The 19,648-nt window shown below is 45.7% G+C and carries 16 protein-coding genes and 1 other RNA gene; 2 read left to right on the top strand and 15 right to left on the bottom strand.

Annotation, left to right across the window (positions count from 1 at the left end):
* Window positions 1–58: 58 nt before the first annotated feature.
* The 15 genes from ftsZ to rsmI form a co-directional block, all read right to left on the bottom strand.
* On the bottom strand, window positions 59–1,288 hold the full coding sequence (gene ftsZ / locus ITG09_02765) for a cell division protein FtsZ (protein UPR52590.1): 1,230 nt from the start codon (window positions 1,286–1,288) through the stop codon (window positions 59–61).
* Window positions 1,289–1,319: 31 nt separating this feature from the next.
* Complete coding sequence (ftsA, locus tag ITG09_02760; GenBank protein ID UPR52589.1) at window positions 1,320–2,588, bottom strand: cell division protein FtsA; 1,269 nt, start codon at window positions 2,586–2,588, stop codon at window positions 1,320–1,322.
* Entirely contained in the window at window positions 2,581–3,360 is a 780-nt protein-coding gene (locus tag ITG09_02755) for a cell division protein FtsQ/DivIB (GenBank protein ID UPR52588.1), read from the bottom strand. The genes ftsA and ITG09_02755 overlap by 8 nt, the downstream gene beginning before the upstream one ends.
* 191 nt (window positions 3,361–3,551) lie before the next feature.
* Window positions 3,552–5,012, bottom strand: a complete 1,461-nt coding sequence (gene murC / locus ITG09_02750; GenBank protein ID UPR52587.1) for a UDP-N-acetylmuramate--L-alanine ligase — start codon at window positions 5,010–5,012, stop codon at window positions 3,552–3,554.
* A 13-nt stretch (window positions 5,013–5,025) separates the two neighbouring features.
* Entirely contained in the window at window positions 5,026–6,087 is a 1,062-nt protein-coding gene (gene murG, locus ITG09_02745) for an undecaprenyldiphospho-muramoylpentapeptide beta-N-acetylglucosaminyltransferase (protein ID UPR52586.1), read from the bottom strand.
* Between the two features lie 12 nt (window positions 6,088–6,099).
* Window positions 6,100–7,296 (bottom strand): cell division protein FtsW, encoded by a 1,197-nt coding sequence (gene ftsW, locus ITG09_02740; protein UPR52585.1) that lies wholly within the window; start codon window positions 7,294–7,296, stop codon window positions 6,100–6,102.
* A gap of 22 nt (window positions 7,297–7,318) precedes the next feature.
* Complete coding sequence (locus tag ITG09_02735; GenBank protein UPR52584.1) at window positions 7,319–8,635, bottom strand: UDP-N-acetylmuramoyl-L-alanine--D-glutamate ligase; 1,317 nt, start codon at window positions 8,633–8,635, stop codon at window positions 7,319–7,321.
* 58 nt (window positions 8,636–8,693) lie between these two features.
* Window positions 8,694–9,776, bottom strand: coding sequence for a phospho-N-acetylmuramoyl-pentapeptide-transferase (gene mraY, locus ITG09_02730; protein UPR52583.1), 1,083 nt, complete (start codon window positions 9,774–9,776; stop codon window positions 8,694–8,696).
* Entirely contained in the window at window positions 9,773–11,146 is a 1,374-nt protein-coding gene (murF, locus tag ITG09_02725; protein ID UPR52582.1) for a UDP-N-acetylmuramoyl-tripeptide--D-alanyl-D-alanine ligase, read from the bottom strand. The genes mraY and murF overlap by 4 nt, the downstream gene beginning before the upstream one ends.
* A complete protein-coding gene (gene murE, locus ITG09_02720) occupies window positions 11,146–12,630 on the bottom strand; it encodes a UDP-N-acetylmuramoyl-L-alanyl-D-glutamate--2,6-diaminopimelate ligase (GenBank protein ID UPR52581.1) in 1,485 nt (494 codons plus the stop codon). The genes murF and murE overlap by 1 nt, the downstream gene beginning before the upstream one ends.
* An 18-nt stretch (window positions 12,631–12,648) precedes the next feature.
* On the bottom strand, window positions 12,649–14,406 hold the full coding sequence (locus tag ITG09_02715) for a peptidoglycan glycosyltransferase FtsI (GenBank protein UPR52580.1): 1,758 nt from the start codon (window positions 14,404–14,406) through the stop codon (window positions 12,649–12,651).
* A complete protein-coding gene (ftsL, locus tag ITG09_02710; GenBank protein UPR52579.1) occupies window positions 14,403–14,720 on the bottom strand; it encodes a cell division protein FtsL in 318 nt (105 codons plus the stop codon). The genes ITG09_02715 and ftsL overlap by 4 nt, the downstream gene beginning before the upstream one ends.
* A gap of 3 nt (window positions 14,721–14,723) precedes the next feature.
* Window positions 14,724–15,674 (bottom strand): 16S rRNA (cytosine(1402)-N(4))-methyltransferase RsmH, encoded by a 951-nt coding sequence (gene rsmH, locus ITG09_02705; protein ID UPR52578.1) that lies wholly within the window; start codon window positions 15,672–15,674, stop codon window positions 14,724–14,726.
* A 228-nt stretch (window positions 15,675–15,902) separates the two neighbouring features.
* An RNA gene (rnpB, locus tag ITG09_02700) (RNase P RNA component class A) lies at window positions 15,903–16,342 on the bottom strand.
* 175 nt (window positions 16,343–16,517) lie between these two features.
* A complete protein-coding gene (gene rsmI, locus ITG09_02695) occupies window positions 16,518–17,384 on the bottom strand; it encodes a 16S rRNA (cytidine(1402)-2'-O)-methyltransferase (GenBank protein ID UPR52577.1) in 867 nt (288 codons plus the stop codon).
* Window positions 17,385–17,445: 61 nt separating this feature from the next.
* Here rsmI and ITG09_02690 point away from each other — a divergent pair, with 61 nt between their 5' ends.
* Together ITG09_02690 and ITG09_02685 are read left to right on the top strand one after the other, a co-directional pair.
* A complete protein-coding gene (locus ITG09_02690; protein ID UPR52576.1) occupies window positions 17,446–19,263 on the top strand; it encodes a penicillin-binding protein activator in 1,818 nt (605 codons plus the stop codon).
* Entirely contained in the window at window positions 19,250–19,648 is a 399-nt protein-coding gene (locus ITG09_02685; GenBank protein UPR52575.1) for a YraN family protein, read from the top strand. The genes ITG09_02690 and ITG09_02685 overlap by 14 nt, the downstream gene beginning before the upstream one ends.

Genomic DNA, 19,648 nt, shown 5'->3' with positions numbered 1-19,648 from the left:
TATTTACTGACCGCGAATTTTACCATTAATTCGACGATAGTCAAATTTTGGGTATTTGTTAATCAGCCTGACGTCGTAAGAATGCTGGAATATCTAAGTATCCACTCTCTTTCTCAGCTTTAGGTGCAGCACTTTGGCTAGCGCCTGTACCTGAAGAAACAGGTGACGTTGTTGGCTGTGGTTTAACTTGAGGTTTAACCTCAGTTTTTTCTTGCAATGGTTGTGCCACTTTCTCTTCCACTCTTGGTGCAGTTTGAGCCGCTACCTGTGGTTGAGGAGTTGGTGCAACCTTAGCTTTACCACCAGCAACTAAAGTAATGTCTGGTTTTTTCTCTGTACCGATACCTGTTGCAACAACAGTTACGCGGATTTCATCCGTCATATCAGGATCTAGAGAAGTACCAATCACGACTGTTGCGTTATCAGATGCGAATGCCTTAACTGTGTTACCTACTGTTTCGAATTCATCTAGACGCATATCTAGGCCTGCAGTGATGTTCACAAGAACGCCACGTGCACCAGCTAGGTCGATGTCTTCTAGTAGTGGGCTAGAAATTGCCGTTTCAGCAGCTTCTTCAGCACGGTCTTCACCTTTTGCGATACCGCTACCCATCATTGCATGACCCATCTCAGACATTACGGTGCGAACATCCGCGAAATCGACGTTAATCATACCAGGGCGAGTAATCAGCTCTGCGATACCTTGTACAGCATTTTTAAGCACATCATTTGCACTTGCGAAAGCTTCTAGCAGTGTTACGCCACGGCCAAGTACTTTAAGTAGCTTTTCATTTGGAATCGTAATTAAAGAATCCACATGCTTAGAAAGCTCTTCAATACCTTGCTCTGCAAACGCTAAACGTTTTTTGCCTTCAAAGCTAAATGGCTTAGTTACAACAGCAACTGTTAGCACACCTAGCTCTTTCGCAACTTCAGCAATAACTGGAGCAGCACCTGTACCCGTACCACCGCCCATACCAGCTGCGATAAATACCATATCGGCGCCAGTTAGAACTTCTTTAATTCTTTCTCGATCTTCGAGAGCTGCATCACGGCCTACTTGTGGGTTTGCACCAGCGCCCAAACCTTTAGTGATATCACCACCAATTTGGATCACGCTGCTCACGCTTGTTTTACGAAGTGCTTGTGCATCAGTGTTAACACTGATGAATTCTACGCCTTCGATTGATTCACGTACCATGTGCTCAACAGCGTTACCGCCACCGCCACCAACTCCAACGACTTTAATTACTGCATCGTCAGACATTTCCATCATCGGTTCAAACATGTGTTATCTCCGTTTTTTCCTGCAACTCAGGTTAAAACTCTTTTTGTATCCAATTACGCAATTTGCCAAACAAGCCTGACATAGAAGGTGCTGAACGCTTAGGTTCGCTGTAATCACCTTCATCACTTATCTGACAATCTCTTGCGTAATGAAGTAAACCAACCGCCGTAGAATGATACGGCTCTTTAACATAGTCAGTTAAGCCACTAACTTCTAATGGCTTACCAACTCGAACTTGATTGCGGAAAACACGTTCCGCACACTCTACCAATCCGTCAATTTGTGCCGCTCCACCAGTGAGAACGACGCCAGCTGCAAGGTGGTGTTTAATACCTTCATCTCGTAGCTGTAATTGAACCGTATCAATAGTTTGGTTAACGAGGCCCATAAGTTCAGTGTAACGTGGTTCAATCACTTCCGACAAAGTTTGTCGTTGCAAACTTCTCGATGGGCGACCACCAACACTTGGGACGTTAACAGAATCATCCTTGCTTACGAGTTCACTCAGAGCGCAACCATGGTTTACTTTTATCTCTTCAGCATCGCTCACTGGCGTGCCGAAAGCGAAGGCAATATCACTGGTTACTGCATTTCCTGCGTAAGAAAATACTTCTGTGTGTCGCAGTGCGCCGCCAGTCCAAATGGAAATATCCATCGTACCCGCACCGATATCTACCACACACACTCCAAGCTCTCTCTCGTCTTCAGTAATTACCGCGTTACTTGAGGCAAGTCCTGAAAACACGATTTGTTCTACTGTGAGACCACATCGTTCAACAGCTTTAATAATGTTTCTCGCCATGTCGCTATGGCAAGAAATTAGGTGAACGCTGACTTCCATTCGAACACCAGATAAGCCAAGTGGGTTCTTAATCCCTTCTTGATAATCAATGGTAAATTCTTGTGGAATCACGTGCAGAATTCTCTGCTCATCACCTATTTTAATTGATTTCGCGGTATGGATCGCTCGATCCATATCGTCTTGAGACACCTCTTCATCAGAAATAGTGCCCATGCCTTTTTCAATTCGGCTTGCGATATGTTTGCCCGATAGCGAGATAAACACATTGCTGATTTGGCATTCCGCCATCAACTCTGCTTGATCAATAGCTCGCTGAACCGACTTAACTACCGACTCTAGGTCGTTTACACCACCTTTATCCATACCTCTGGATGGGCTTTGCCCAGAACCAATGATATTGATTTGACCATCAGGCAATATTTCACCAACCAGAGCTGATATGGTCGCAGTGCCTATATCAAGACCAACGATTATGTTGTCATCTGCGGTCTTAGTCATCTGTGCTCTCTTCTAACTCTTGCTCTGGAAACCAGCCTACAGCGGCTCCCGTATCATACCTGAGGTCGATGTAGCTCACTTGATTCGCCTTACTACCTAACTCGTGGTAAAGCGAAATGAAGCGTTCAACACGCTCATCTAAAGAATCTTTACCTAGTTCTAAACGGATACCGTTATCTAGGATTATTTGCCAAGCGCGACGCTCATTGAGAACGAGCGAGGTAACTGTTAACCCTAGACTGTTAATCAACGGGGTTATCTGTCGCCATTTTTCTATCACTTCTTGGCTGGTGCCGTCTGGGCCGTAAAGCTTAACTCTATCGCCCTTCAACAAGCCGATATCACCATTAAACACCTGACCATCGTCATTCAGCAGCATGTTGCCGTTCCAGATTGCTGCCGCATGATATTCAGTCAAAAATACTTTTATTGTGTCTGGCCACTGCTTACGAATGGAGACCACTGAAACCCAAGGTAACGCTTCTAAACTGTCTTGCAAGACACCGATGTCTTGCGACATGAATGTTCCAATATGCTCAAGCTCGCCAAAGGCATGTTGAACATCACCAGCGGTTACGTAAGTTAAGTCGCCTTGAAGTACTATTTTGGAGAGAGGCAATCGCTGATCGTCCCACATCCAAGTCAGTGTGGTATAGAAAAGAAACCCAATGAATAGCAATACCATGACAAAAAAAGACCCGCCTAAGGCGTGTTTCTTGAGCGACGGTAAACTGAATAGGTGGCGGTTTTCGCTAAAAGTACTTTCTACCAAAGCCCGCATTCCCTGTCGTTGGTTCGCAATTCTATTCCCTATCTTCGTAATAGAGGTAAAAGCACTTACTTTAACCTATGAATTATACTGAGCAAAATCAAACTATCAAACGTTGATAATAAGATTTTTGGTCAATTTTAGGTCAATCGCAAGAAGTGAGTGATTGACCACAGTCTGTAGACAGTATTCTGTTACGCGTTCTGCATTTTATTAATGTCTAATTGTAACGATTCAAGCTGCTTCGCTACACGGCCAACATCACCTGCACCCTGCGTTAAGACAAGATCACCACCTTGAATTACGTTAGCAAGAGCCGACGGCAGCGCGTTGATATCAGCAACAAAGATTGGATCTATCTTACCACGACCACGAATAGTTCGACTTAACGAACGCCCGTCCGCACCTGCAATAGGTTTCTCACCTGCCGAGTACACATCTAATAAGATTAGAACATCAACCTGCTCAAGAACGTTAGCAAAGTCATCATACAGATCGCGAGTACGACTATAACGGTGAGGTTGGAAAATCATCACAAGACGTTTGTCAGTCCAGCCACTGCGTGCAGCTTGAATAGTGACATCCACTTCAGTAGGGTGATGACCGTAATCATCGACCAACATTGCCACGCCTTTACCGGTTTCGTACTCACCTAGGTGATCGAAACGGCGACCCGTGCCTTCGGTTCCTGCCATCGCTTTGAGAATCGCTTCATCGCTGATGTCATCTTCTGTTGCAACCGCAATTGCAGCTGATGCATTTAGCGCATTATGACGGCCCGGAATGTTCAATGTGATATCAAGGTTAGCTTTGCCTTCACGTACAACTGTGAATTTACCTTGTTGCCCTTCTTGTACGTAGTTCTCAATACGGATATCCGCATCTTCTGAGAAACCGTAAGTAATCACTTGGCGACTCACCTGAGGGATAAGCTCACGTACAACAGGATCGTCAACACACATCACAGCCTGACCATAGAATGGCAGGTTGTGTAAGAAATCAATAAACGTCTGCTTTAGCGTTTCAAAATCGCCGCCGTAGGTATCCATATGATCCGCTTCGATGTTAGTTACGATACTAACCATTGGTTGCAGATGTAAGAATGACGCATCACTTTCATCGGCTTCAGCGATAAGAATACGGCTTGAACCTAAGCGTGCGTTAGTGCCAGCGCTTTTCACCAAACCACCGTTTACGAAGGTTGGATCTAGACCTGCTTCCGAGTAAATCTGTGTCACTAGCGCAGTTGTGGTTGTTTTACCGTGCGTACCTGCCACAGCAATGCCGTGACGAAAACGCATTAGCTCAGCCAGCATTTCTGCACGACGAACAATCGGTGTACGCGCTTCACGAGCAGCAACAATCTCTGGATTTTCTTCGTTGATAGCGGTTGAAACCACCACTACACTTGCATCAGCAACGTTACTTGCTTGGTGGCCAATGTAAACTGTCGCCCCCTTGCTAACTAAACGATCAGTCACTGGGTTTTGAGCAATATCAGAACCCGTGATCTGGTAGCCTTCATTTAGCAAGACTTCAGCAATCCCGCTCATTCCAGCACCACCAATACCAATGAAGTGGATAGATTTAACACGGCGCATTTCTGGCACCATTGCACGGATTTGCGCTAAGTCTTGGGTATGTTCAATCGTCATCAATTCAATCTCATTATTTTGCTAAAGCTTTAATTGCTTCAGCGACGGTCACATCCGCATCAAGCTTGGCTGCCTGACGAGCTTTTGTTGCCATCATTTTCAATTCATTTCTATCAAGCTGCGCGATAGTGTTCGCTAGCTTATCAGCCGTTAGTTGAGGCTGTTCAATCATTAACGCTGCGCCACATTCAACTAAATGGTCGGCATTCAACGCTTGTTGTCTGTCTTTGTGCATAAACGGAACGAAGATAGAACCCACACCCGCCGCCGAGACTTCAGATACGGTTAATGCACCTGAGCGACACACTAATAGATCTGCCCACTCATAAGCTTGCGCCACATCATCAATAAATTCAGTCACTTGAACATTATCAACAGAATGTGATTTGTATTGCTCAATGACTTGCTGTTGATTGTTCTTACCCGCTTGGTGCATCACAGTGAAACCCTCACCAAGCTGCGCCATTGTTACTGGCAAGGTATCATTCAGGATTTTGGCGCCCTGACTACCGCCCATGACCAAGATGCGGATGTCCCCATCACGTTCAGCCATGCGTTGCTCGGGTTCAGCTAAGGCAACAACATCTTCACGAACAGGGTTACCCACAACGTCAGCAGTAGGGAAAGCACCAGGGAAAGCTTGGAATACTTTTTTGGCAATTTTAGATAGCCATTGGTTAGTTAAACCCGCCACTGCATTTTGTTCATGCAGAACCACTGGAATACCGGATAACCATGCCGCAATACCACCGGGACCACTCACGTAGCCACCCATGCCAAGCACTACATCAGGCTGCCATGCTTTGATGTGCTGTTTTGCTTGAAGTATGGCATTAATAATCTGGAATGGCGCTTTAATTAGCTTGCTAATGCCTTGACCACGCAGGCCTTTCACCTTAATGAAGTCGATCTCAATACCATGCTTTGGTACCAGATCCGCTTCCATTCGGTCCGCAGTTCCTAACCAGCGAATTTCCCAACCTTGTTGTTGAAGCTTTTTAGCCACAGCTAAGCCAGGGAAAACGTGACCGCCAGTACCACCAGCCATCACTAAAAGTTTTTTGTTTTTTTTCATCACGTTAGATTCTTATTCTACTAATTCGTTTTGATTGTCGGCTTGTTCTTTTTGTTGTATTCGGCATTCGTGATCGATACGTAGTAGCATAGAAACCGCCACCGACATCACAATCAAACTTGACCCGCCGTAACTGATCAATGGCAATGTCAGACCCTTGGTTGGAACGATACCTGAAGCGGCACCTACGTTAACAAGCGTTTGAAAAGCAAACCAAATACCAATACCAAAGGCAAGGTAGCCACTGAATAACTGGTCGTTTTCGAAGGCTTTCTTACCAATTAGAATCGCTTTGAGCACCAAACTAAAAATAAGGATCAGCACTAAAGTCACGCCAACAAAGCCCAACTCTTCAGCCAATACAGCAAACACAAAATCGGTATGTGCTTCTGGTAAATATTCTAACTTCTGAACCGAGTTACCAAGGCCTTGCCCCATCCAGTCACCGCGGCCAAATGCCATCAGTGATTGAGTTAACTGGTAGCCACTGCCAAACGGGTCATTCCATGGTTCCCAGAATGAGGTCACACGTCGAACACGATAGGGTTCAATAACAATCAAGCCGACGACCGCAGCAATACCCGCCACCATCAATGCAATAAACTGTGAAAGCTTGGCACCTGCGATAAATAGCATGCCAAACAAAGTAACCAGCATTACAACAACGGTACCTAAATCGGGTTGGCCAAGGAGTAATACTGCAAAGGCACCAAACACCATAATTGGCTTACCAAAACCACCGAAGAAGGTTTTCCTCACTTCGTCTTGTTTTCGAACCAAGTAGCCCGCCATAAAGATAAACAGCGATAATTTAGCGACTTCGGCAGGTTGTAAGTTAAACAACCCAAGAGGGATCCAGCGCGATGCACCGTTCACCGACTTACCGACAGCCAATACCACAACCAGTAAAAAGAAGGATAAACCCAGTAGATACATGCTGTATTGAAACCAACGCTTCATTGGAATTTGCAATATGACGCTGGATACGATTAACGCTAACACCAAGAAAATGGCATGACGGAACATAAAGTGAAACGGCTGATCAGTTAAACGAGCACTGATTGGGAACGAAGCCGACGTTACCATTACCAAACCCGTTAGCATCAATCCAAGAGCAATCCATACCAATTGACGATCGTAAAGCGCCTCTGGTGTGGCACGGTTAAGCCATTGCCAAATAGATTGATTGATCTCTTTCACTCTTTGCACTGAATGTTAGTCCTTCAACACGTTAGGCGTACTCATGAGCAAGTTCAGTGAAAGCATCACCTCTCGCCATGAAGTTATTAAATTGATCAAAGCTTGCACACGCAGGAGACAGCATCACCATGTCACCCGACACCAACTGAGCAGAGATACTCTCGATGATGTCACTCATGGTATCAAACGTCTTAGCCGATGGATGTAATGGCATAAATTGCGCAGCATCTTCACCAAAGCAACACAGTTGAACACGGTCTAGTTGCGCCAACACAGGTTTAAGCTCGCTAAAGTCGGCACCTTTACCCACACCTCCAACTAAGAGATATAAAGTACCTTGGTATTCTAATCCCGACAGAGCCGCTAATGTACTGGCTACGTTGGTCGCTTTCGAGTCGTTAACCCATTTAATTTCGCGTTTGTCAGCCACTACTTGGCAACGATGTGTCAAACCGTTGTAGGCTTTCAGAGCTTCGAGGCTTTTGTTGTAATCAATACCGACTTGCTTCAACAATGCTAACGAGACTAACGCATTCGCCACGTTATGACGTCCAACCAATGTTAAATCTTGGGTAGCAAGTACTGACTTACCATTATCCACTAGCCATTCGGTGCCATCGACCATTGACACACCAAACTCTTGGTCATCAAGTCCAAATGTCACCAATGACATCGTATGGTCAGGATAAGTCTCTTTGTCTTCGCGGTTTACAATCGCGTACTGAGCATTATTAAAAATTCTTAATTTAGCGTCACGGTAATCGGCCATGCCTTGATAGCGATCCATATGATCTTCTGACAAGTTCAAAAAGGCCGCCGCTGCAAGATTTAGGCTGGATGTTGTCTCTAGCTGAAAGCTTGAAAGCTCAAGGACATACAAGTCGGCATCAAGCTCAAGCAGGTCTAAGGCAGGAATACCGATGTTGCCACCAACGCCAACGTTAAGACCGGCAGCTTTAGCAAGCACACCCGTTAGATCGGTCACCGTACTTTTACCATTGGAGCCTGTTATTGCCACGACGGGTTTGTCTACCGCCCAGCCAAACAGTTCAATATCGCCAACAACCGGAGTTCCCGCTTGAAGCACATCTTGAATTTCCGGTGTCGCTAAGGCGATACCGGGGTTAGCAACCACTAAATCAGCTTCCGCCAACCATTGGCTATTCCAACTTCCAGAATGCAGTTCCACCGATTCAGGCAAAGATTCTCGGCCTGGTGGTAGTTCTCGAGTATCAATCACCTTCACATGAGTGTGAGGTTGATATTTTACGAGATGTTTAACGACAGAGAGCCCGGTAATACCGAGCCCTACAACCACTACATTTTGAATATTTTGCCAACGTTCCATTTAAACAAGATGCTCTTAATAGTTTTAAAGAGCCTCTCATCAAGAGGCTCATATAGGATTAACGAACTTTCAGTGTCGCTAGGCCAACCAATACTAATACCATTGAGATGATCCAAAAACGCACGATTACACGCGGCTCTGGCCAACCTTTAAGTTCGTAGTGGTGATGAATCGGTGCCATGCGGAAAATACGCTGACCACGCAATTTGTAAGAGCCGACTTGAAGAATAACTGACAAGGTCTCCATTACAAATACACCGCCCATGATAACCAGTACCAGTTCTTGGCGAACCAAAACAGCAATCACACCTAGTGCACCACCCAATGCTAGAGAGCCAACATCGCCCATGAATACTTGTGCTGGGTAGGTGTTAAACCATAGGAAACCAAGGCCCGCACCTACGATAGCGGTACATACCACAACCAGTTCAGAGGTGTATGGGATGTATGGAATGTGTAGGTATGCCGCGAAGTTAACGTTACCTGTCGCCCAAGCAATCACAGCAAAACCAGCCGCCACCATAACCGTTGGCATAATAGCCAAACCGTCTAGGCCGTCCGTTAGGTTTACCGCATTACTGGTACCAACAATAACAAAATAAGTCAGTACGACGTACAATAAACCTAGCTGTGGCATCACATCTTTAAAGAAAGGAACCACCAACTGAGTTGCCGCAGTATCATGTCCGTGAGCATATAGAGCAAACGCCACAACCAATGCGATCGCGGATTGCCAGAAGTACTTCCAGCGAGCGATCAGGCCATCTGTGTTCTTACGAACCACTTTACGGTAGTCATCAACAAAGCCAACGGCGCCGTAGCCAGCAAGCACGGCCAATACTGCCCAAACGTAAGGGTTGGAAAGATCAGCCCACATCAATACCGTAATAATGATCGCAGCAAGGATCATCACACCGCCCATGGTTGGCGTACCACGCTTACTGAAGTGAGATTCAGGGCCGTCATTACGAACAACTTGGCCAATTTGTAGCATTTGCAGACGCTCAATTAAACGAGGTCCCATCCACAGCGATAGACATAAAGCTGTCAAAATACTCGCGATTGCTCGAAACGATAGGTATTCGAACAAACGGAAAAAAGAAAAGTATGGCTGTAGTAGCTCTGCAAGCCAAATTATCATGAAAAGTTCTCCTTTAAAGCAGCGGCTATTTTACTCATTCCTGCACTGTTTGCGCCTTTCACCAACAAGGTGTGTGGCGCGTTATTTGGCAAGCATAAGTGCTGCTCTATGTGTGCAATCATCGCTTGATGCGTTGCAAAGTGAGTTCCATTACAGACCTCACTAATCACCTTGGTATCATTACCGTAAGTGAGTACATGCTCAAAAGCGAATGGGGCAGCATATTCACCGACTTGACGGTGAAGTGCAAGGCTTTCGTCGCCTAATTCAGCCATATTGCCTAAAATCAACCAACGTTGACCTTTAAAGCTCGACAGCAGTTTAGCTGCCGCCTTCATTGCAGGTACGCTAGCGTTATAACTGTCATCTATCAGCTTGATATTCTGACTTAATTGTTGGACCTCAACTCGTCCTTTGACTGAGATAAGATTCGCTAAACCACTTTTTATTTCATCAAGCGTTGCACCAAATTGAATGCTCAACGCTGCCGCTGCCAAGGCGTTCACCACGTTATGTTGACCAATAATACCAAGCTCAACAGCTGTAACACCTAGTGGCGTTTGCATATCAAAGCAAGCTTCGCCTTGGTCGTTGATTTCGATATTTTCAGCAAAATAATCGGCTTCATGGTTACTTTCAGAAAATGTCAGTACCGTTTTATCCACGAGTACTTCATTCCAAAAATCACCACCGTTGCTCTCTAAATTAACAATAGCAGTATCACCGGCAGCAAGCCCCTGAAAGATTTCACCTTTCGCTTGCTTCACACCATCAATAGAACCAAACCCTTCTAAGTGCGCCGCCGCGACATTGTTCACCAAAGCAACCTGTGGTTTCACGAGCTGAGTGGTGTAGGCAATTTCACCGATATGGTTAGCGCCTAATTCGATCACCGCATAGTCATCGCTTGGCTCACTGCGTAACAAGGTTAGCGGTACACCAATATCATTATTGAAGTTACCCGCCGTAAACAGCACCTTGCCACGTTGCTGTAGAATACTCGCGACCATCTCTTTAACGGTCGTCTTACCGCAACTGCCTGTAATCGCCATAGTTGGGACATTACATTGTTTGTGGATCCAAGCACTTAGCTGACCTAAAGCAAGTTTAGTGTCTTCAACAACAACTTGAGTAATATTTAGGTCAAGTTTTCGTTCGACTAACAACGCGCTGGCATTAGCCTCTACCGCTTGATGACAAAAGTCATGCGCATCAAAACGTTCACCAACAAGAGCAACAAACAGTGCACCATCTTCAACAGTGCGAGTGTCAGTAGAAACCGCATTAATAACACTATTGCTCGACTTGCCAGCCTCAATCAGCTGACCGCTCACCGCTGAGCAGATCTGCTCGAGTGATACATCAATCATTATGAAATACCTAAAAGTTGGAGCGCAGACTCGCGATCTGAGTAATGGACCGTTTTGTCTTTCAATACTTGGTAATCCTCATGGCCTTTACCAGCCAAAAGAATAATGTCATTACTGCTAGCCTGTTCTAGAGCAAACTTAACCGCTTGATAGCGGTCGTGCTCGACGAATGCAGATTCAGGTTCGCTTAAGCCTGCTAGCATGTCTTTAACAATCAAAGCAGGATCTTCGCTGCGAGGGTTGTCATCTGAAATAATAATTTTGTCGGCGAACTGCTCAGCCGTTACCGCCATCATTGGGCGCTTACCTGTGTCGCGGTCACCACCACAGCCGAAGATAGCCCACAATTTTCCAGAGCAATGTACACGCAAGGCGGCCAATGCTTTTTCTAAAGCGTCTGGTGTATGCGCGTAATCTACAACCACCTTGGCTTTGCTCGGAACTTGGAATAGCTCCATACGACCTATAACAGGTTGAAGCTGAGGCGCAGTGTCGACCAAGATTTGTTTGTCGATGCCCAAAGAAAGCAAAGTAGCAAAAGCAACCAGTACGTTTGATGCGTTGAACTGACCAATTAAAGGAACCGAAAGATCGCCTTGTCCCCAGTTACCATCAAAAGACATCTGAATACCTGTTTCGGCATAAGCGACATCCGATGCCCATACTGACTGCTGGTAGCCAGATAATGGAAGTAATGAAACAGCAATCGCATTCGATAAATCTGTCATCCAAGCTTTGCCTACTTCGTCATCAACGTTTATGACAGCGTGCTTGCATGTGTGCTCAGTAAACAGGCTTTTCTTAGCCAATGCGTACTCTTCCATCGTGCCGTGGTAATCCAGGTGATCACGGCTCAGGTTAGTAAATACACCAACCTCAAAATCCAATGCTTTTACTCGACCTTGCACCAAACCATGAGAAGATATTTCCATTGCTGTGTAAGCCGCGTTTTCTTCAGCCAACTCACTCAGCGTGCGCTGTATTTCAATCGCGCTGCCGGTGGTGTTAGCCGCGGTTTTTAGATTATCTAAAAAGCCATTACCTGTAGTGCCCATTACCGCAGAGCGTTGACCGACTAGGTCTAGCCATTGAGCAATCAATTGAGTGATGGTGGTTTTGCCATTGGTGCCAGTAACACCAATCAGTTTGGTCGCTTGAGAAGAATAAACTCGGCCCGCTAGCTCAGAGAGAATTGAATTTAGCTCTGCTACATAAACAACAGGAACTGCATTTAACCACTCAACCAAGCCATGAGCTTTATCATCACCAGCCTGTGCAATAACGGCTTTCGCACCTTGAGCGACCGCTTTGTCGATAAAGCGACGACCATCAACGGCATGTCCAACAATGGCAACAAAGATATCACCGTCCTTGATCGCACGGCTATCCAACTCCAACTGCTCAACAGCAATCGCATCTAGCTCAGAAGAACTGAAGTCTCCCCATGGAGAAAGTAAAGATGACAGCGTGAGGCTATTACTCATATTGAATCCTGATTGGCTCTATTCTTGAAATTTGTTTTCATCAGCAGGGACATTGAGAATTTGCAGTGCACCCTTCATGATTTCAGAAAAAACGGGGGCTGCGACTGAACCGCCATAGTAAAGGTCACCTTGAGGCTCGTTAACCACAACAACCAACGCGACTCTTGGGTCACTAACTGGGGCAAAACCTGCGGTAATCGCAATGTATTCATCACTGTATCCGCCCGCTTCGGCCTTACGAGATGTACCCGTTTTGGCTGCAACTCGGTAACCTGGTACCGCAGCTCTTGTTGCCGTACCGCCTTTTTGAGTCACCCCTTCTAGCATATTCAACACCAGTTCAGCGTTCTCGCGTTTGATGATCTGCTTAGAAAAGTCTTGGTCGTTACTCTTAATAATATGAATCGGTTCATACATGCCTTTGTTGGCCAATGTCGCATAAGCATGCGCTAACTGCATCGGCGTAACCGACAAGCCATAACCGAATGATAAGGTAGCAATTTCAAACTTAGACCAACGACGTCGATTCGGGAAAATACCACTCGTTTCACCGATTAAGTTCAAACCAGACATCTCGCCCAAACCAACAGAGCTGTACATTCCAAGTAAGGCTTCAAGTGGCATGTTAAGTGCTAATTTCGCCACACCAATGTTACTCGACTTCTTGAGGATCAAAGCTAAGTCAGCCTTACCCACTTTAGAAGAGTCTCGTACACGGCTACCACCGATCTGCATGATGCCATTGCCAGTATCAATAACGATATCTGGGTCTGCGGTACCGTTCTCTAATGCTGCCAAAACCACAAACGGTTTTACTGTAGAGCCGGGTTCCATCGCATCGGTAAGCACGCGGTTACGCATCTTAAAACTTTGTAAGTCTGCACGATTGTTCGGATTGTAAGAAGGGGCATTAACCATAGCCAACACAGCGCCGGTTTTTACATCCAACAAAATCGCTGAGCCAGACGTCGCCTTATGATCGGCTACTGCCTGCTTAATTGCTCGATAAGCAATAGCTTGTAATCGTTGATCGATCGTTAATTCAAGAGGCTTACCCTCTTCACGTTCTTCTAGAGCAATGTTTTCAACAACACGTCCGTAACGGTCTTTACGAATGGTTCGCTTACCCGCCTCGCCCGTGAGCCATTTATCATAGCTACGCTCAACGCCCTCTAGACCGTGACCATCGATTCCGGTCACACCAATGAGATGCGCACTGACTTCGCCTGCTGGGTAATAACGTCGAGATTCAGCTTTAAGGCCAACGCCCACCAGCTTCAGCTCACGAATATACTTAGCCATCGCAGGGCTAACTTGTCTTTGCAGGTAAATAAATCGACGGGATTTGTTGCTAGAGATCTTTTCGATCATCGATTTTCGCTCTAAGCCAAGTACATCGGCTAATGCATACCAACGATCAATTTGAGCCATACCGTTTTTATCGAAAATGGTTTTCGGGTCGGCCCATACCGCTTCAACTGGAACACTCACAGCAAGCGGTTCGCCATTGCGGTCTGAGATAATGCCGCGGGCGGAAGGAATTGCTTTAACACGTACCGAACGAAGGTCGCCCTGACGAATTAAGTTATCTGGTTCAATGATTTGGATGTAAGCCACACGACCTACGAGTGCAGCAAAGGCAAGAAACACGAAAGCAATAACAACGTTAAAACGCCATTTAATCAGAATGGGATCCGAATCCTTTTCGCTCTTCACACGCTCTTTCGTAGGTTTCTTAACGGTTTTTGCGGGTGCTTTTTCCTTTTTACCGGTCATTTCAGTGTGATCACAACTTCTTTATCAGAGTCTGGACGTTTCATGTCTAACTCTCGTTTTGCCGATGCTTGAACGCGACTGTGTTCAGCCAAAGCTGTCTCTTCAAGCATTAAATTTCGCCACTCATCATCAAGCTGTTCTCGTTCTACTAATGCCGTGTCTTTTTGCGTAATAGCCTGACGTGACATATGTGTCGTAAGAACGACCCCCATCGCACTCGCGAAGATACAGATAAGAAGCACCAACGGGACTTTACCCACGGAGATCAAATCAAAAAATATTATCTTGGCTAAGTTCGGTTTGGAGGTCTTCATTGACTATAGCTTTTCTGCGATTCGTAGTACTGAGCTGCGTGAACGAGTATTCTCATCCACTTCATCTTTAGAAGGCTTGATCGCTTTACCAATTGGTTTTAGATCGGCACTGCCTAAAGCTTTAATTTGATCTTCTGTTAGCGGTAAACCGTGAGGAACTTGTGGCCCTTGGCTCTCTTTACGGATAAAGCGCTTCACCATACGGTCTTCAAGAGAGTGGAAGCTGATAACAGAGATACGACCTTGAGGAGCAAGAATGCTTGCTGCACCTTTCAGTGCGGTATCGATCTCTTCAAGTTCACTGTTAATGTAGATACGAAACGCTTGGAATGCACGTGTCGCTGGGTGCTTTTTCTCTTTAAAGCTCTTTGGAGCAACATCTGAGATAAGCTTAGCCAACTGACCAGTACGCGTTAGTGGTTCGTTCTCTTCATTCTCTTGATAAGCGATGATGCCTTTCGCGATACGACGAGCGTGTTTGTCTTCACCGAACTCACGAATAACCCATGTGATGTCATCTAGATCCGCTTCAACCAACCACTGAGAAACAGGAATGCCAGATGTTGGATCCATACGCATATCAAGCGGGCCGTCTTTCATAAAGCTAAAGCCACGCTCAGCATCATCTAACTGTGGTGAAGAAACACCTAAATCCAGTAAAACGCCATCCACTTGACCGACTAAGTTGTAACGCTCTGCATATTCAGCCATACCTGAGAAAGGGCCATGAATAATAGTAAAACGAGGGTCATCAATCTTTTGCGCTTCTGCAATCGCTTGTGGATCGCGGTCGATACTAAAGAGTCTTCCATTCTCGCCCAGTTTAGACAGGATTGTACGGCTGTGACCACCACGGCCAAAAGTACCATCAATGTAGGTACCGTCAGGTTTGATCGCAAGTCCGTCAATAGATTCGTTAAGCAATACTGAAATATGTTTGAATGCTTCTGTCATAGTCTTCTCAGTGAGTGGATTGAGCCATTAGTTCGGCAATAATTTGTTCTATTAACGTTTTAGTGTACCGATTTCACGCCGTATCTCCACCATATTGTGTATAGGCTTTGGGAATTTTTGACCCAAGCTCATATCAGGGTGAAGGATTCTAAGGAAATCTAAATAATTTACGTCAATATAAAGCAAAAAACCCATCACTACCGTTAAGTAATGATGGGTTCTTTATATAGGTGGAGTTGACACATACGCCGGGTTCTGTTCCGCTTACGCGGCGGTAACCATTCGTCTAGGCCTGCAATCGCTCACAGGCTCAAGCAATCTACCCGCCCCCATACGCGAGCAACGCAATGTGAGGGCCTATTTGATCTTGCTCCGGGTGGAGTTTACCTTGCTACGAACTGTTGCCAGTCGCACGGTGCGCTCTTACCGCACCCTTTCAGCCTTACCTGTGCCTCTTCCGAAGAAATGAGGCCATCGGCGGTCTTCTCTCTGCTGCACTTGTCGTGGGCTCGCGCCCCCCAGACGTTATCTGGCACCCTGCTCTATGGAGCCCGGACGTTCCTCCCCTCTACCAGTCTCCCGAAGGACTTCAACGTCAGTTTCCCGAAGGACCTCAACGTCAGTCTCCCGAAGGACATCAGCAAAGCAGCGATTACCCGTTCAACTCCGAGGGCGGATTGTATAGAGATTAATGTGCAGTGTCTAGCGAGATCACAAATATGCTGCAAACCTCTAAGCAACTGCGTGAATTTCACACAATCCAGACAAAAAAGAGGAATGACGGCAATACCATCATTCCTCACAAGCTTTTCAATACAGGTTAGCTACTCTATAAAGAGGTATCTAGTTGTCTAGATGCTCTAGGCCCCATTTATATAAAGCGTTCTTTTTCAGATTGTAGATCTCTGCCGTCATTGCCGCCGCTTTTTTGAGAGGTAATTCTTTAGTTAGAATACCCAGCGTGCGAGTCGCTTCGTCTGGCAGTTCTGTGCTCGCTTCTTCACGATGACCGTGAATCAACAGCACCATCTCACCGCGCTTACGGTTCGCATCTTCTTCAATCCACTCAATAAGTTCACCCAGTGGCAGGCCTTGAATGGTTTCGAAGGTTTTGGTTAGTTCACGCGCCAATACCACTTCACGGTCTGGACCTAAGATCTCTAGCATATCTTGTAGAGAATCTGAAATACGGTGCGGTGATTCATAGAAGATGCACGTGCGCTCTGCTTTTGCGATCTCTAAGAACTTGTCTTTACGACCTTTGCTTTTGGGCGGCAAGAAGCCTTCAAAGCTGAAACGATCTGACGGTAAACCAGAAGCACTTAACGCCGTAATCACCGCACAAGCACCAGGAAGTGGCACAACTCTCACACCCGCTTGACGACATTGTGAGACAAGATGGTAACCTGGATCACTAATTAAAGGAGTACCCGCATCAGAGACTAATGCGATAGACTGACCTTCTAATAACCTTTCGACTAGAACTTGCGCTTTAGTTTGTTCATTATGATCATGTAAAGCGAACGTTCTGGTTGATATATTGAAGTGAGCAAGCAGCTTACCCGTGTGGCGTGTGTCTTCGGCTGCAATAACATCGACACTTGATAAAATTTCAATTGCTCTTTGAGTGATATCTCCCAAATTTCCGATTGGGGTTGGCACAATGTAGAGAGTTGGGCTCTCTGTGAGCAAGGTTTTGTTATCTGTCATTTGTTTACCATCACTTCAACGATTAATATAGATACAAATTTATACGGAATTTAAAGAACTCATGGCAACGATGAACCATAAGAGACTCAGTGTACCACGCTTACTAACTCCAATTGCATTAGCAATTACATTGGCGGCTTGTTCTTCAGGCCCTCAAGCACCAACGAGCGTTGATATTACACTAGATCCAGCGCAATCAACTGAAAGTTACATGATGCAGGCGGATAGTAGCAAAGGAAGTCTACAAAACGACTGGTTAATCATGGCGCTTAAATCTTCTGTGCAAGCTGGAAAAACAGATCAAGCAACATTGCTTATCAAACGCTTAGCTAAACAAGAGCTGAGTGAAGTGCAACAAGCAGAATGGCAACTAGCTCGCGCTCAACTGTTAGTAAATAACTCACAGCCAGAACAAGCTTATAGCCAACTGAACTTCCAGCCTTGGTGGAAGCTACCTGACGAACAGTGGAAAGATTATCACGAGCTACGCGCAAACATCTCAGAGATGAAGAGTGAGTATTTCGAGGCAAGCCGTGAGTTAGTGCTCTATTCAGAATACCTAGAGGCTGACGAAGAGCTTCAACAGCAAGCTGCCGACCGTATTTGGCAAAACCTGAATAGTTACTCTCAATACGAGATTCTAGAACTGAAAACATCGCCGACAGAAGATGTGCTTTCAGGTTGGTTACAACTGGCTATCTACATGAAGACGCTGAACTCGAACCTTCCAAACCTACAGGAAACCCTGTCTGATTGGTTAGCCGAGAATCCTCAGCACCCTGCTGCTACTTACACACCTCAAGCGATCACCGACATCTTGGCGCTAGAGATCAGCAAGCCAACCAGCACTGCACTATTACTGCCTCTAACCGGTAAGTACGGCAAGCAGGCACAACTTGTGCGTGACGGTTTCATCTTTGCGATGATGAATGACAAAGAGCGCGAAGAAGATGCAACGCTGACGGTAATGGATACCAACGTGCAAAGTGCCGCTGAGATTAAAGCGACACTGGAAGAGAACAACGTTGATTTCATCGTTGGTCCGCTGATTAAGAGCAACATCACTAAGCTCCAACAAGCGCAGAAAAACCACGAGAACTCGATTCCAGCTTTAGCTTTGAACATTCCAACGCAACTAGAACCAGATACCGATATTTGTTATCTCGCTCTATCGCCAGAGCAAGAAGTCGCTCAGGCAGCGAAACACCTATTTGCTCAAGGTTATAAGTACCCGCTTATCCTTGCTCCAAGAGGACGTTTAGGTGAGCGTGTTGAGCAAGCGTTTAAAGAAGAGTGGCAAAAATACAGCAGCAACGATGTAGCTATCAGCTTATTTTCTGACAAACGCCAACTGCAACGTAATGTGAATCAGGTATTCGGCTTGCAAGAGAGCCAACAACGTATCGCTCAAATGGACGGGTTACTGAACCTAGACCTAGAAACAGAGCCACGCAGCCGTCGTGATATCGATTCTGTCTACATTGTGGCTAAGAACTCAGAACTAACGCTAATCAAACCCTTCATTGAAGTCGCAATTAACCCTGATGCTAGCCAACCCGCTCTTTTCTCAAACTCACGAAGCAACAGCGGTGATAAGCAGTATGAAGACCTAACTGGTGTGTTCTACAGTGATATCCCACTATTGGTTGAGAATAAGAACGAGCTTAACAAAGAGCTAAACGACCTATGGCCTTCATACTCAAATGGCCAAAAACGTCTACAAGCGTTAGGGATGGATGCTTACTACCTAATGGATGCTCTTCCACAGATGAAGGCCGTTCAGGGTTACAGCATTCCTGGTGAAACAGGTGTGCTCACTATCGACAACAACTGTGTTGTTCAACGTGAAATCAGCTGGGCAGAGCATGGGGCTTTTTAGCCGAACGTTTTTAGCGAAACCGACTATCACCCATAAACAGGTGGGCGATAAATACGAGGCCGTGGCAAAATCTTATCTGATTAACCACGGTTTATCGTTAATTCAAGAAAACTTCATAGCAAAATGTGGCGAGATTGATCTTATAATGCGCCATAACAACACGATTGTGTTTGCTGAGGTAAAATACCGCAAGCAAACCCGCTACGGACATGCCGCTGAAATGGTGACAGCCAAGAAGTCACAAAAGCTACTCAAAACGGCTAATATTTGGCTGATGCAACAAGGCCTGTCGGTGCACTCTACAGATTTCAGATTTGATATCGTTGCCATTGAAGGGCCGAATGACAATATCAATTGGATTCAAAACGCGATTACCCAAGGATAA

This window comes from Vibrio cyclitrophicus (assembly GCA_023206055.1).
GTDB classification, from domain to species: Bacteria; Pseudomonadota; Gammaproteobacteria; order Enterobacterales; family Vibrionaceae; genus Vibrio; species Vibrio cyclitrophicus_A.
Note: the sequence above shows the minus strand (reverse complement) of the source record. Positions and strands in the feature narration are given on the sequence as shown.

Coding starts and splice junctions, on each gene's coding strand:
- ftsZ (UPR52590.1), bottom strand. CDS start 1,288: ATGTTTGAACCGATGATGGAAATGTCTGACGATGCAGTAATTAAAGTC.
- ftsA (UPR52589.1), bottom strand. CDS start 2,588: ATGACTAAGACCGCAGATGACAACATAATCGTTGGTCTTGATATAGGC.
- murC (UPR52587.1), bottom strand. CDS start 5,012: ATGACGATTGAACATACCCAAGACTTAGCGCAAATCCGTGCAATGGTG.
- murG (UPR52586.1), bottom strand. CDS start 6,087: ATGAAAAAAAACAAAAAACTTTTAGTGATGGCTGGTGGTACTGGCGGT.
- ITG09_02735 (UPR52584.1), bottom strand. CDS start 8,635: ATGGAACGTTGGCAAAATATTCAAAATGTAGTGGTTGTAGGGCTCGGT.
- mraY (UPR52583.1), bottom strand. CDS start 9,776: ATGATAATTTGGCTTGCAGAGCTACTACAGCCATACTTTTCTTTTTTC.
- murF (UPR52582.1), bottom strand. CDS start 11,146: ATGATTGATGTATCACTCGAGCAGATCTGCTCAGCGGTGAGCGGTCAG.
- murE (UPR52581.1), bottom strand. CDS start 12,630: ATGAGTAATAGCCTCACGCTGTCATCTTTACTTTCTCCATGGGGAGAC.
- ITG09_02715 (UPR52580.1), bottom strand. CDS start 14,406: ATGACCGGTAAAAAGGAAAAAGCACCCGCAAAAACCGTTAAGAAACCT.
- ftsL (UPR52579.1), bottom strand. CDS start 14,720: ATGAAGACCTCCAAACCGAACTTAGCCAAGATAATATTTTTTGATTTG.
- rsmH (UPR52578.1), bottom strand. CDS start 15,674: ATGACAGAAGCATTCAAACATATTTCAGTATTGCTTAACGAATCTATT.
- rsmI (UPR52577.1), bottom strand. CDS start 17,384: ATGACAGATAACAAAACCTTGCTCACAGAGAGCCCAACTCTCTACATT.
- ITG09_02690 (UPR52576.1), top strand. CDS start 17,446: ATGGCAACGATGAACCATAAGAGACTCAGTGTACCACGCTTACTAACT.
- ITG09_02685 (UPR52575.1), top strand. CDS start 19,250: ATGGGGCTTTTTAGCCGAACGTTTTTAGCGAAACCGACTATCACCCAT.